We start from the raw sequence: 12040 nt of genomic DNA on the forward strand, positions 1-12040 counted from the left end.
ACAGGTCGTTAGGGGCGGTGCCGGTCGGGTGGGACGCCGACATGGCCGTGACCGCGCTCTACAGCGCGCACTTCCGGTCATTGGTGCGTCTCGCCGTGTTGCTCGTCCGCGACATGGCGACCGCCGAGGAGGTCGTGCAGGACGCGTTCGTCGCCATCCACGGCGCCTGGCGCAGGCTGCGCGACCCGGACAAGGCACTCGCCTACCTGCGTCAGTCCGTCGTCAACCGTTCCCGATCCGTGCTGCGTCATCGCGCGGTCGTCGAGAAGTATGCTCCCAAAGGTCTGCCCGACGCCCCGAGCGCCGAGAACGGCGCGATCGGCGAGCTCGAACGCTCGGCCGTGATCGAGGCGCTGCGGGCCCTGCCGGCACGTCAGAGAGAGGCGCTCGTCCTTCGCTACTACGGTGACCTGTCCGAGGCTGAGATCGCCCACGCCATGGGCATCAGCAAGGGAGCGGTCAAGAGCCACACCGCACGTGGCATGGCCGCTTTGCGTTCCGTCCTGGAGAAGATGTCATGACCCAGCCCCCCGACGAGTACGGCGACGTGCTGCGCCGTGTGCTGCGCGCGGAGGCGGACACGGTCGTGCCCTCGCCGGACGGACTGGAGGTCATCCGTGCCCGCATCGAGCGGCGCGGGGTCCGCAACCTGTTCTGGTGGCGCGCCGGCGCCGCCGCGGCCAGCGCCGTGCTGGTGGCCGGCACGATCGTCATGGTGATCCCCGACCTGCGCCAGCAGGTGCTGCGCGAGACCGTGCAGGACGTGCGCAGCACCTCCACGCCGCCCTCCGGCTCCTCCACCACCCGGGCCGTGTCGCCCGAACCGCCGCAGCGCAGCGAGCCGCGCGAGGTCGTGGTGGTGCCCGATCCCACGACCCGGCCGCCCCGGCACATCCCCGAGACCGCGCGGTCCACCAGCAAGCCGGCGCGCCCGACCCCGTCCCCGACGCCGTGCGCCTCGACGCCCGGCGCGGAGGCCGCGCGGGACGACGACTGCCCCGGCGTGACGCAGTCCCCGACGCCCACCCCGTCCGTCACGGCGACGGACGCCACACCGACCGTCGTCCCGTGCCCGGCCGACGACTGCCCGAGCGACGATCCGCAGCCGACGCAGCCCACCCAGCCCGTCACCACGATCCTGGAGACCCAGCCGGTCGCCCCGCAGTGAACGCGTCGGACGCCCCCGGCGTCAGGCGTCCCTGAGGTCGGAACGCGTCGGACGCCCCCGGCTTCAGGAGTCCCTGAGGGTCAGGCGGTCACCAGCGGCCGGTGCGGGCCATGAGGACCGCAGCCGCCGCGACCCCGGCCGTCGAGGTGCGCAGCACCGTCGGCCCGAGCAGCACCGGCACGGCGCCCGCCGCCCTGAACCGGGCCACCTCCTCGTCCGCGACCCCGCCCTCCGGGCCCACGACCATGACGATGTCGCCGCCGGCCGGGACCTCCACGCGCGACAGCGGCTCGGCGGCCTCCTCGTGCAGCACGAGCGCCAGGGCCGCCTCGCGCAGCAGCTTCTCCACCTGGGCCGTGGACGCCGGCTCGGTCACCTCGGGCAGGTGGAAGCGGCGGGCCTGCTTGCCCGCCTCGCGGGCCGTGGAGCGCCAGCGGGCCAGGGACTTGGCCGCCCGGTCGCCCTTCCACTGGGTGATGCTGCGGGAGGCGGACCACGGGACGACCACGTCCACGCCCGCCTCGGTCATCATCTCGACGGCCAGCTCGCCCCGGTCGCCCTTCGGCAGGCCCTGCACGGCCACGATCCGCGGCCGCGGGGCCGGCACGTCGTAGCGTGCGACCACGTCGAGCCGCAGGGAGTCCTTCAGCGTCTCGCGGACGACGCACTCGGCGACCGCGCCGGCGCCGTCGGTCAGGTCCACCCGCTCACCGGCGCGCAACCGGCGCACGGCGGCGGCATGACGCCCCTCGGGGCCGTCGAGCACCAGCTCGGCGCCGTCCAGGGCATCGGACAGGAAGACGGGGACGCTCACGCCCGCCTGCCCGCGCCGGCCTCGCCGGAACGCTCCCTGGCCCTGCCCCGCCCGGCCTCGCCGGAACGCTCCCTGGCCCTGCCCCGCCCGGCCTCGCCGGAACGCTCCCTGGCCCTGCCCCGCCCGGCCTCGCCGGAACGCTCCCTGACCCCGCCCCGCCCGGCCTCGCTCCGGGTCATCGGCCGTTGAAGGCGTCGCGCAGCCGCGAGAAGAACCCCTGCTGCCCCGGCGCGAACTTGCCCGGGGGCCGCTCCTCGCCGCGCAGCTTGGCCAGCTCGCGCAGCAGCTCCTCCTGCGCCGGGTCGAGCCGCGACGGAGTCTCGACGTTGACGTGGATCAGCAGGTCGCCGCGGCCGCTCTCGTTGAGCCGCTGCACGCCCCGGCCGTACATCGTGATGACCTGCCCCGACTGGGTGCCCGGACGCACGTCGATGTCCTCGGCGCCGTCGAGCGTCTCCACCGTGAGCACGGTGCCGAGCGCCGCGGCCGTCATCGGGATCTGCACCGTGCAGTGCAGGTCGTCGCCGCGCCGCTCGAAGATCTCGTGCGGACGCTCGACGATCTCCAGGAACAGGTCGCCGGGCGGGCCGCCGCCGGGGCCGACCTCTCCCTCGCCGGCGAGCTGGATGTGCGTGCCGTCCTCGACGCCCGCCGGGATGCGCACCTTGATCGTACGGCGGGTGCGCACGCGGCCGTCGCCGGAGCACTCCTGGCAGGGGTGGCGGATGATCGACCCGAAGCCGCCGCACTGGGGGCACGGCCGGGACGTCATGACCTGGCCCAGGAACGACCGGGTGACCTGCGAGATCTCGCCGCGGCCGTTGCACATGTCGCAGGTGTCGGGGTGGGTGCCGGGAGCGGCGCCCGCCCCCTGGCAGACCTCGCACAGCACCGCCGTGTCGACGACCAGCTCCCTCGTGGTGCCGAACGCGGTCTCGCGCAGGTCGAGCTCGACGCGGATCGTCGCGTTGCGGCCCCTGCGGGCGCGCGAGCGGGGGCCGCGGGAGCCGCCGGCCGAGCCGAAGAACGCGTCCATGATGTCGCTGAACGGGAAGCCCGCGCCGAAGCCGCCGGCCCCCGCGCCCGCCCCGGCCCCGCCGAAGGGGTCGGCGCCCAGGTCGTACATCTGGCGCTTGTTCGTGTCGGACAGCACCTCGTAGGCCTGCGTGATCTCCTTGAACCGCTCCTGGGTCTCAGGGTCGGGGTTCACGTCAGGGTGGAGCTCTCGGGCCAGCCTGCGGTAGGCCTTCTTGATCTCGTCCTGACTGGCGTCACGGCGCACCCCGAGGGTGGCGTAGTAGTCGCTGTTTGCCACTTATCGACCTCTTATGATGCAGCCAGGATCTGGCTGACGTAGCGTGCCACCGCGCGTACGGCGCCCATCGTCACGGGGTAGTCCATCCTCGTGGGACCCAGCACGCCGAGCCGTGCCAGTTGGTTGTCGCCAGAACCGTATCCGGTGGCGACGATGGACGTGCCGTGCAGATAGGGGTTTTCCGAGCCGATGCGCACGGTGAGCGCGGACGGGGTGTCGCCGGACGTCTCGCCCAGCAACCGCATGAGCACGACCTGCTCCTCCAGGGCCTCCAGCACGGCGCGCAGCCCGGTGGTGAAGTCGGCGCCGGCGAGGTTGGCCGCCCCGGCGAAGACGATCTTCTCGTCGTGCCGTTCGACCAGGGTCTCGAGCAGCACCGACAGGATCGTGGCCACGGCCGGGCGGTCCTCGGCGGGCAGCCGCTCGGGAAGGTCGGCGACCAGGTCGGGCACGGCGCTCAGGCCGCACCCGTCGAGGCAGGCGTTGAGCACCGCCCGCAGGTGCGCGATGCGGGTCTCCTCGACGACCTCGGGCAGCTCGACGACCCGCTGCTCGACGCGGCCGGTGTTGGTGATGAGGACCAGCATGACCCGCCGGTCCGTCAGCGGCACCAGCTCGACGTGGCGCACGGTCGAGCGGGTCAGCGTCGGGTACTGCACGACCGCCACCTGCCGGGTGAGCTGCGCGAGCAGCCGCACGGTGCGGGTGACCACGTCGTCGAGGTCGACCGCGCCCGCCAGGAACGTCTCGATCGCCCGCCGCTCGGCACCGGACAGCGGCTTGACCTGGGACAGCCGGTCGACGAACAACCGGTAGCCCTTGTCGGTCGGCACGCGGCCGGCGCTGGTGTGCGGCTGGGTGATGTAGCCCTCCTCCTCCAGCGCGGCCATGTCGTTGCGGACCGTGGCGGGGGAGACCTTGAGGTTGTGGCGCTCTGCCAGCGCCTTGGAGCCCACCGGTTCGTTGGTGGACACGTAGTCTTCGACAATGGCGCGGAGCACCGCCAGTTTACGATCGTCGAGCACGTGCTCACCTCCTGCCTCTGCCTTGCGGGAACGACCGTCTAGCACTCTGTGTTCCCGAGTGCCAAGTGTACGGCTCTCACCCACAAGGTGCGATAACACCTGACCATCATGCTGCTGGCGCGGGCCCGCGGTCAGGGATCACACTGGCCGACATGACCGACGATTCCCCGTCCCAGCCGCCGGAGCCCGATCCGTCCGGGCCGGCGCCCGGATCCGGCCCGTACCCCGGTCAGCCCGCTCCACCTCCGCACGGCCCGCCACCGTACGGGCGGCAGCCTTACCAGACGGGGCCGCAGGGCGCTCCGTACCCGCCTGCGTCCCACGGCGGGCCGTCGGGTGAGCAGCGAGCCTACCCGCCGCCGCCGTACGGACCGGGACCTTCGACGGGCGCGCAGGCCCCCTTCCCGCAGGGCCCTCCCCCGCAGGGTCCTTACGGGCCGCCGTCGGGCGGGCAGGGGCCGTACGGCCCGCCGGGGCCGGCGTCGGGTCCGCAGGGCCCTTACGGTCCGCCGTCCGGTGGTCAGGGGCCGTACTACGGGCCGCCGTCGGGGCCGCAGGGTCCGTACGTGGACTCGGGGCCCCAGGGTCCGTACGGCGGGTCGGGCGGGCAGGCCGCGTACGCCGGGCAGCCGTTCGGGGCGTCCGGGCCGTACGGCGGGGCGTCCGGGCCGTACGGCGGTGGCCCGCTGTCCACGCCGTGGGTGAGTCCCAAGCTGCTGCGTCCGCCGCTGTGGTGGATGTGGGCCGCCTGGGGGGTCGCGCTGGTGTGCGTGGTGGCCGGGGTGGCGCTGTTCGTGAGCGGCGTGACGACCACGGTGAACGGCGCGCTGCCGACGAGGACGTTCGCGGCGGGCGAGACCGCCTCCGTGACCGTGGACCCCGCCGAGGCCCCGGTCGTGTACCTGGCCAGCGCCACCCCCGTCCAGTACACCTGCTCGGTCACCGGCGGCGACGGCAAGGGCCTGCTGGCCAGGATGCCCGGCACCATGACGGTCACCCAGGGCTCGACCCGCTGGCAGGCCATCCTGGCCCTCAACGTGTCCAGGAAGGGCGGCTACGTGCTCCAGTGCGCCACCGTGCAGTCCGTGGGGGCGCGCTTCGCGGTGGGCCCGTCCGTGGACGCCGGCGGGCTCGCGGGCGGGGTGGCGGCCCTGGTGCTGCTGCCCGGCGCCGGGATCCTGCTGGCGCTCGTCGTGACGGTCGTCGTCCTCGTGCGGCGCAGCTCCCACCGCAAGCGCCTCGCCACGGGCGGGTGATTTGCTACGGTCCCCGGTGTGTACGACGGTGATGTTCTCGCGGGAAACTGGCGGCGGCCGGGCAAGGGCACGATCCCGAAGGTGCCCGCCGAACCCGACCTCGTCGTGGAGGACGCCGAGAGCGGCTTCTGCGGCGCGGTCGTGGCCTGCGACAAGGAGGCGGTCACGCTGGAGGACCGCTTCGGCAAGCGGCGGCTGTTCCCGCTGGCGCCCGCCGCGTTCCTGCTGGAGGGCAAGGTCGTGACGCTGGTGCGGCCGGCCGCGGCACCGAGCGGGCCGAGGCGCAGCGCGTCCGGGTCGATCGCGGTGGAGGGGCTGCGCGCCAAGGTCGCCAAGGAGAGCCGCATCTACGTCGAGGGGGTCCACGACGCCGCCCTCGTCGAGAAGATCTGGGGCCACGACCTGCGCGTGGAAGGCGTCGTGGTCGAGTACCTGGAGGGCGTGGACGACCTGCCCGCGATCGTCGCCGAGTTCGGTCCCGGTCCTGGACGCCGGCTGGGCGTGCTGGTCGACCACCTGGTGCCCGGCTCCAAGGAGAGCCGCATCGCCGCCCAGGTGACCTCGCCGGACGTGCTCGTGGTGGGGCATCCGTTCGTGGACGTCTGGCAGGCGGTCAAGCCGTCCGTGCTGCGCATCCCCGCCTGGCCGGAGGTGCCGCGCGGGGTGCCGTGGAAGGAGGGCGTGATCGCCGCCCTGGGCTGGCGCGTGGAGCCGGCCGAGGCGTGGCGGCGCATCCTCGGGTCCGTCTCCTCGTTCGCGGACCTGGAGCCCGAGTTGCTCGGCCGGGTGGAAGAACTGATCGACTTTGTCACGGAGGCACGATGAGTCAGGACCCGCCGCACCACCAGCCCGACGACGACGCCACCCGGCGCGTCCCCCGCCCGGACCCGGAGCCCGGGGCGGGCCACGGCCATGACCCGCAGGCCGGTCCGGCGTACGGGTCGGGCTCTCAGCCGGGGCCGCCGCCGTATATCCCGGAAGCCGGCTACGGTACCGGGCCGCAGTCCGGCGGTCAGAGCTACGGCGCGGGGCCCCAGTCCGGCGGCCAGAGCTACGGTTACGGCCAGCAACCGCCCCCACCCCCCGGATACCAGCCCCCCGGGTACCAGCAGCCCGGCTACCAACAATCCGGTTACCAGCAGCCCGGCTACGGCTATCAGCAGCCGAGCGCCCCCGGCTACCCCGGCAACCCGGGATACCAGCAGCCCGGCCCCGGCTACTCGAACCCGTACCAGCGCCCGCCGCACCGCCCCGGCGTGTACGGCCCCCGTCCCGGCACGGACGACACCACGATGGCGATGCTCTCCCACCTGCTGGGGCTGCTGGTCTCGTGGATCGGCCCGCTGATCATCTACCTGATGAAGAAGGACGAGGCCCCCTACGTCCGGGACCAGGCGGCCGAGGCCCTGAACTTCCAGATCACGATGTTCATCGGCTACGTGGTGGCCGGAATCCTATCGATCTTCGTGATCGGGCTGCTGCTGTTCCCGATCGTGTGGATCGTGTCGCTGATCTTCCACATCCAGGCGGCCCTGGCCACCAACCGGGGCGAGAACTACCGTTACCCGCTGTCCGTCCGCCTGATCAGCTGACCATGTCGCGCACCAGCGCGTCCGCGAGCAGCCGCCCCTTCAGGGTGAGCACCATGAGACCGGCCTTGAACGCCTCGGGTCGCAGCAGACCGTCCGCGAGCGCGGCGGCGACGGCCGTCCGGGCGCGCGGCGCGACGTCGGCGAGCGGGTAGCCGGACACCAGCCGGAGCTCCAGCATGAGGCGTTCGGTCTCGCGGTCCTCGTCGGGGAGCACCTCGCGCGCGTGCGCGGGCGAGGTGCCGGCGGCCAGGCGCTGGGCGTAGGCGGCCGGGTGCTTGACGTTCCACCAGCGGGTGCCGCCCACGTGGCTGTGGGCGCCGGGGCCGGCGGCCCACCAGTCGCCGCCGGTCCAGTAGAGCAGGTTGTGCCGGCAGCGGGCCGCCTCGGACGTGGCCCAGTTCGACACCTCGTACCAGTGGAACCCGGCCTCGGCGAGCATCGCGTCGGCGATCTGGTAGCGGTCGGCGGCCACGTCGTCGTCGGGCATGGGCAGTTCGCCGCGCCGGATGCGGGCCGCCAGGCGGGTGCCGTCCTCGACGATGAGGGAGTACGCGGAGACGTGGTCGGGTTCGGCCTCGACGGCGGCCGCGAGCGAGGCCCGCCAGTCGTCGTCGGACTCGCCGGGGGTGCTGTAGATGAGGTCGAGGTTGACGTGCTCGAACCCGGCCTTGCGCGCCTCCTGCACGGCCTGCGCGGCCCGGCCGGGGGTGTGGTGGCGGTCGAGGACCTTGAGCACGTGCTCGCGGGCGCTCTGCATGCCGAAGCTGACCCGGGTGAAGCCGCCCTCGCGCAGGCTCTCCAGGTACGCGGGGTCGACCGACTCGGGGTTGGCCTCGGTGGTGACCTCCGCCCCCGGCGCGAGTCCGAACTCCGCGTCGATGGCCGCGAGGATCCGGGTGAGGTCGGCCGGAGGGAGCAGCGTGGGCGTGCCGCCGCCGAAGAACACGGTCTGGACCGGCAGGTCGGCGTCGCCGAGCACGCGTCGCGCCAGCCGCACCTCCTGCAGGACCGTGTCGGCGTAGTCGCGCTGCGAGGCGCCGGGGCCCAGCTCGGCGGCGGTGTAGGTGTTGAAGTCGCAGTAGCCGCAGCGCGTCACGCAGAACGGCACGTGGACGTAGAAGCCGAACGGGCGCTCGCCGAGGCCGCGCAGCGCGCTCTCGGGCAGTTCGCCCGAGGCGGGCGCGGCTTCGCCGTCGGGCAGGGTGGATGGCACGCCTCCAGTCTGCCCGCCTCCGGCGACTGCCCTGACCGCTGCCGGTGCCGGACCAGGCTCGGGCTCAGGTCAGGGAGCCGCCCAGCACGCGGGTGGCCACGTCGTCCCAGAACGCGGCGCGCTCGGGGACGGCGAGCACGCGCCGCATCAGCTCCTTGTCGCCGTGGAACGCCCGGAACGCCTCGGCGACCGTCACCCCGTCCCGGGGCCGGTGCAGGACGCGCACCCCGTCGCCGACGCCGAGGTCGCCGGCCTCCACCACCTTCAGGTACGCGCCCGGCCGTCCGGCGTTCGTGAACCGGCGCACCCATCCCGGCTCGTCCATCCAGTTGCGGAACACGACACACGGCACCCGGGGGCCGCTGATCTCCAGCACGACCGACCCGACGCGCCACCGCTCCCCGAGCATGGCGCCGTTGACGTCGAGTCCCTCGGTCGTCAGGTTCTCGCCGAACCGGCCGTCACGGAGCTCGCGCCCCAGCTCGCCCTCCCACCAGTCGTAGTCCTCGCGGGCGTACGCGTAGACGGCGTGGCCCTCGCCGCCGTGGTTGACCAGGTCGCCCCGCCCGTCCCCGGCGAGCCCTTCGGGGCGCGCCTCGACCCGGTGCAGCACCGGGGACTTGTCGATCGCCGTGCGCCCGGTCTTGCCCGCCCAGGCCGCATCCACAACTTTCCCAACATTTACCGAGATGACCCGCATGGCGCTGACGCTAACCGAGCGATCTGACGACGGCGATCCCTTTTCCGCCGTTTTGTACTGTCCCAGGCGGGGTCAGAGGTCCTCCGGCATGTCGGTCATCGCGTTGAGCAGGGGGACGAGCTGTTCCTCCTCGTAGTCGAGGTGCGCCTCCAGCTCACGGGCGAGCCGCTCCAGCTCCTCCGCGACATCCGTCCCCGGCCCGGACGCGACGTCCGCGTCGGCCTCAGCCGTGGCGTCCGCGCCGCCTTCCGGTGATTCGCCGGCGCCGACCAGGGCCCGGATGCGGGCCAGCAGCCGGGCCACCACCTGGTGCTCGTCCCGGAGACGGTCGAGGACGGCGGCGAGCTCGGGGTGCAGGCCGTCCAGGTGCGGGAAGAGCACGTCGTCCTCGCCGCTGTGATGGGCGTGCAGCGCCTCGCAGAACGTCAGGCAGTGCTCCCGCAGCGCGGGCGCCCGCATCGAGCCGCTCCGCAGCGCCGCGAGGTCGCGGCGGAAGGTGTCATGCAGCTTCACCAGCTCGTCGCCCCAGGCGATCGCACGCTCGTGGACCACCCCCTCGTCACCTCCACTCACGTCGCGTCCCTTGCCGTCGGCCACGCCGTCTCCCTCGCCACTTGTCACGCCGACTCCCTTGCCACCGCTCACACCGTCTCCCTCGCCACCGCTCACACCGTCTCCCTCGCCACCGCTCACACCGTCTCCCTCGCCACCGCTCACACCGTCTCCCTCGCCACCGCTCACACCGCCTCCCTCGCCACCGCTCACACCGCCTCCCTCGCCGCCGTCTGCACGGCCTCCACCGCCACGTGGGACGGCGTACGGGCGAGTGCTCCCTGCGCGAAGGCGAACACCGCCGAGACCAGGGCCGCGATCGCCGAGACCGCGAAGCTCCACCCCGCCCCCGCGCCGGACAGCACGGCCGCCGTCACAGCACCGGCCAGGCTGCTGCCCACCACCCGCACCAGCGCGTTCACGCCTCCCGCCGCGGCCGTCTTGGCCGGTTGGACGTGCTCGACGGCCATCGTGCCGAGCGCCGCGTACCCGAGGCCGATGCCGAGCCCGAGAACGGTCGCCGCCCCGTACAGGGCAGCCGGCGACCCGTGCGAGAGGCTCAGCCAGAGCGCCGCGACGGCCACCACCGACGACCCCGCGGCGACCAGCGACGAGGCGCTGAAGCGGCGCATCAACCGGCCCGCGAGCAGCGAGACCGCCAGCATCAGCAGCGCCGTCGGCAGCAGGTACAGGCCCACCTGGAGCACCGAGGCGCCGAGCCGGGCCTGGGCCACCGACGACAGCGTGGTGATGACGCCGAACAGCGCGAACCCGAGCAGCAGCGAGGCCACGGTCGCCCCGACGGTCCCCCGGTGCAGGAGCATCGGGAGCTCGATGAGCGGCGCCGCGGCGCGCCGGGCCGACAGCACCCAGGCCGCGCACAGCACGACGCCGCCCGCCAGCAGCCCGAGGGTCGCCGCCGACGTCCAGCCCCAGACCGTTCCCTTGCTGACGGCCAGCAGCAGGCAGACCAGCCAGGCGGCCATCAGCGCCGCGCCGGCGAAGTCGGGGCGCGCCCCCGGCGCGGGACGGGCGGGCTCGCTCACGAACACGGCGACGAGCCCCGTTCCGACGGCGGCGAGCCCCGCAAGGATCCAGAACAGCGCCTGGTAGCCGCCCCCGACCAGCCCGGCCAGGATCATGCCGCCTCCGCTGCCGACGCCCATCATGGCGCTCAGCACGCCGATCGCCGTGGGCAGCCGGTCGCGCGGCACCTCCTGCCGGGCGATCCCCATGGCGAGGGGCAGCAGCGGCGCGGCCAGCCCCTGGAGCACGCGGCCGGCGACGACCCCGGCGAGCGTGGTCGCCAGCGCGGCCACGACCGATCCGGCGACCAGCAGACCGAGGGACACCATGGCGACGCGCCGCCGCCCGTACAGGTCGCCCAGGCGCGACAGGAGCGGGATGGAGATCGCCCCGGACAGCAGCGAGGCGGTCACGGTCCAGGAGGCGGAGGTCAGCGACGTCTGGAGCTCGCGTTGCAGCGCGGGCAGCATCGGCACCACGGCCGTCATCTGCAGGGTGCCGACGGCCACGCCGAAGGCGAGGACGCACACGGCCACCCACGGAGACTTTTTGTACATGTATAGAAAGTAACATGGCAGGATGCCGGTGCGCACGGGGCGGCCCCCCAAGATCTCGAAGACGGACATCCTCACCGCGGCCCACCGCGTGATCGACGAGGAGGGCACACAGGCCCTGACCATGCGCCGGCTGGCCCGCGAGGTCGGCACCACGCCGATGGCGCTCTACCACCACGTACGCGACAAGGACGAGCTGCTCCTGCTGCTGCTCGACGACTACGCCGCCGGAGTGGCGAGGCCGGAGCCGCCGGCCGGGGCGGGCCCGGGCGAGCGGGTGGTGGCCGCCGCCGTGGCCATGCGTGACGCGCTGACGGGGGTGCCGTGGATCGTGGAGGTGCTCAGGGCCGACGACCTGATGTCGGCCCGCGCCCTGTGGTACCCGGAGGAGATCATCGACGCCGCCGTCCAGGCCGGGCTGACGCCGGAGGAGGCCGTGGACGCGTACCGCATCATCTGGCACTACACGGCCGGCGAGATCACCGCGCGGTCGGCCGCCGCGCGCCGCCGCGAGGACGACCGGCCCACGCATCGGGGCCGGGTGTTCGAGGACCTCGACGCGACCCGGCTCCCCCGCCTGGCCGCGCTCGGCGCGCGCTGGGAGGAGCTGACGTCCCGCGACACGTACGACAAGGGGGTCCGAGCCCTGGTCCGCGGCCTGCTCCCCCACCCATGACCGGCCATGCCAGACCCCGGCCCGCCCCCTCACCCCCGCCCCGGCCGTGTCGAACCCGTGCCCGCCCCTTACCTCCACCCCCAGCCATGTCGAACCCCATCCCGCAGTTCGAGGCCCGCCCCCTTACCCCGCCCCCGGACGTTCCGAGC

General features: G+C 73.6%; 14 protein-coding genes. 6 read left to right on the plus strand and 8 right to left on the minus strand.

The genetic code is table 11. The annotated features are described in order from the left end of the window. The first annotated feature begins 41 nt into the window (after window positions 1–41). Together HD595_RS04645 and HD595_RS04650 are read left to right on the plus strand one after the other, a co-directional pair. Window positions 42–521: a SigE family RNA polymerase sigma factor gene (locus HD595_RS04645; RefSeq protein ID WP_175595049.1), complete on the plus strand. Its 480-nt coding sequence runs from the start codon at window positions 42–44 to the stop codon at window positions 519–521. Then, the gene (locus HD595_RS04650; RefSeq protein ID WP_253765915.1) at window positions 518–1168 is read left to right on the plus strand and encodes a hypothetical protein; all 651 of its coding nucleotides are present in this window, start codon (window positions 518–520) and stop codon (window positions 1166–1168) included. Before HD595_RS04645 ends, HD595_RS04650 begins: the two co-directional genes overlap by 4 nt. A gap of 88 nt (window positions 1169–1256) precedes the next feature. Here HD595_RS04650 and HD595_RS04655 read toward each other — a convergent pair whose 3' ends face one another. The 4 genes from HD595_RS04655 to hrcA are packed head-to-tail and all read right to left on the minus strand — an operon-like array spanning window position 1257 to window position 4322. Next, window positions 1257–1982 (minus strand): 16S rRNA (uracil(1498)-N(3))-methyltransferase, encoded by a 726-nt coding sequence (locus tag HD595_RS04655; protein ID WP_253765917.1) that lies wholly within the window; start codon window positions 1980–1982, stop codon window positions 1257–1259. After that, on the minus strand, window positions 1979–2161 hold the full coding sequence (locus HD595_RS04660) for a hypothetical protein (RefSeq protein ID WP_253765920.1): 183 nt from the start codon (window positions 2159–2161) through the stop codon (window positions 1979–1981). Before HD595_RS04660 ends, HD595_RS04655 begins: the two co-directional genes overlap by 4 nt. Beyond that, window positions 2158–3297 carry a molecular chaperone DnaJ gene (dnaJ, locus tag HD595_RS04665; protein ID WP_253765922.1) on the minus strand — a complete coding sequence of 380 codons (1140 nt, stop codon included), beginning with the start codon at window positions 3295–3297 and terminating at the stop codon, window positions 2158–2160. The genes HD595_RS04660 and dnaJ overlap by 4 nt, the downstream gene beginning before the upstream one ends. 11 nt (window positions 3298–3308) lie before the next feature. Then, window positions 3309–4322, minus strand: coding sequence for a heat-inducible transcriptional repressor HrcA (hrcA, locus tag HD595_RS04670; protein WP_253765924.1), 1014 nt, complete (start codon window positions 4320–4322; stop codon window positions 3309–3311). 566 nt (window positions 4323–4888) lie between these two features. Between hrcA and HD595_RS04675 the strand changes: the two genes are divergently transcribed. From HD595_RS04675 to HD595_RS04685, 3 genes are read left to right on the plus strand one after another with little or no spacing between them, the layout of a single operon-like run. After that, window positions 4889–5578 (plus strand): hypothetical protein, encoded by a 690-nt coding sequence (locus HD595_RS04675; protein WP_253765926.1) that lies wholly within the window; start codon window positions 4889–4891, stop codon window positions 5576–5578. A gap of 18 nt (window positions 5579–5596) precedes the next feature. Next, window positions 5597–6403, plus strand: coding sequence for a DUF3097 domain-containing protein (locus HD595_RS04680; RefSeq protein WP_253765928.1), 807 nt, complete (start codon window positions 5597–5599; stop codon window positions 6401–6403). Continuing rightward, window positions 6400–7170: a DUF4870 domain-containing protein gene (locus tag HD595_RS04685; protein ID WP_253765930.1), complete on the plus strand. Its 771-nt coding sequence runs from the start codon at window positions 6400–6402 to the stop codon at window positions 7168–7170. The genes HD595_RS04680 and HD595_RS04685 overlap by 4 nt, the downstream gene beginning before the upstream one ends. On the opposite strand, the gene hemW is transcribed toward HD595_RS04685, so the two are convergent. The 4 genes from hemW to HD595_RS04705 all read right to left on the minus strand — a co-directional run bounded on the left by hemW (window position 7163) and on the right by HD595_RS04705 (window position 11218). After that, window positions 7163–8383, minus strand: a complete 1221-nt coding sequence (gene hemW / locus HD595_RS04690; RefSeq protein WP_253765932.1) for a radical SAM family heme chaperone HemW — start codon at window positions 8381–8383, stop codon at window positions 7163–7165. The genes HD595_RS04685 and hemW overlap by 8 nt on opposite strands. Window positions 8384–8447: 64 nt before the next feature. Beyond that, window positions 8448–9050: an MOSC domain-containing protein gene (locus HD595_RS04695; RefSeq protein WP_308211100.1), complete on the minus strand. Its 603-nt coding sequence runs from the start codon at window positions 9048–9050 to the stop codon at window positions 8448–8450. A 105-nt stretch (window positions 9051–9155) separates the two neighbouring features. Next, window positions 9156–9704: a hemerythrin domain-containing protein gene (locus tag HD595_RS04700; RefSeq protein ID WP_253765937.1), complete on the minus strand. Its 549-nt coding sequence runs from the start codon at window positions 9702–9704 to the stop codon at window positions 9156–9158. 140 nt (window positions 9705–9844) lie between these two features. After that, window positions 9845–11218: an MFS transporter gene (locus HD595_RS04705; RefSeq protein ID WP_253765938.1), complete on the minus strand. Its 1374-nt coding sequence runs from the start codon at window positions 11216–11218 to the stop codon at window positions 9845–9847. A 22-nt stretch (window positions 11219–11240) separates the two neighbouring features. On the opposite strand from HD595_RS04705, the gene HD595_RS04710 reads away from it, so the two are divergent. Then, window positions 11241–11891 carry a TetR/AcrR family transcriptional regulator gene (locus HD595_RS04710; protein WP_253765940.1) on the plus strand — a complete coding sequence of 217 codons (651 nt, stop codon included), beginning with the start codon at window positions 11241–11243 and terminating at the stop codon, window positions 11889–11891. The last annotated feature ends 149 nt before the right edge of the window (window positions 11892–12040 follow it).

Source organism: Nonomuraea roseoviolacea subsp. carminata (genome assembly GCF_024172185.1).
Lineage (GTDB): Bacteria > Actinomycetota > Actinomycetes > Streptosporangiales > Streptosporangiaceae > Nonomuraea > Nonomuraea roseoviolacea.

What these genes read in the sequence shown, in the direction of transcription:
- HD595_RS04645 (WP_175595049.1), top strand. Translation starts at nt 42, where the DNA reads ATGGCCGTGACCGCGCTCTACAGCGCGCACTTCCGGTCATTGGTGCGT.
- HD595_RS04650 (WP_253765915.1), top strand. Translation starts at nt 518, where the DNA reads ATGACCCAGCCCCCCGACGAGTACGGCGACGTGCTGCGCCGTGTGCTG.
- HD595_RS04660 (WP_253765920.1), bottom strand. Translation starts at nt 2,161, where the DNA reads ATGACCCGGAGCGAGGCCGGGCGGGGCGGGGTCAGGGAGCGTTCCGGC.
- HD595_RS04685 (WP_253765930.1), top strand. Translation starts at nt 6,400, where the DNA reads ATGAGTCAGGACCCGCCGCACCACCAGCCCGACGACGACGCCACCCGG.
- HD595_RS04705 (WP_253765938.1), bottom strand. Translation starts at nt 11,218, where the DNA reads ATGTACAAAAAGTCTCCGTGGGTGGCCGTGTGCGTCCTCGCCTTCGGC.
- HD595_RS04710 (WP_253765940.1), top strand. Translation starts at nt 11,241, where the DNA reads ATGCCGGTGCGCACGGGGCGGCCCCCCAAGATCTCGAAGACGGACATC.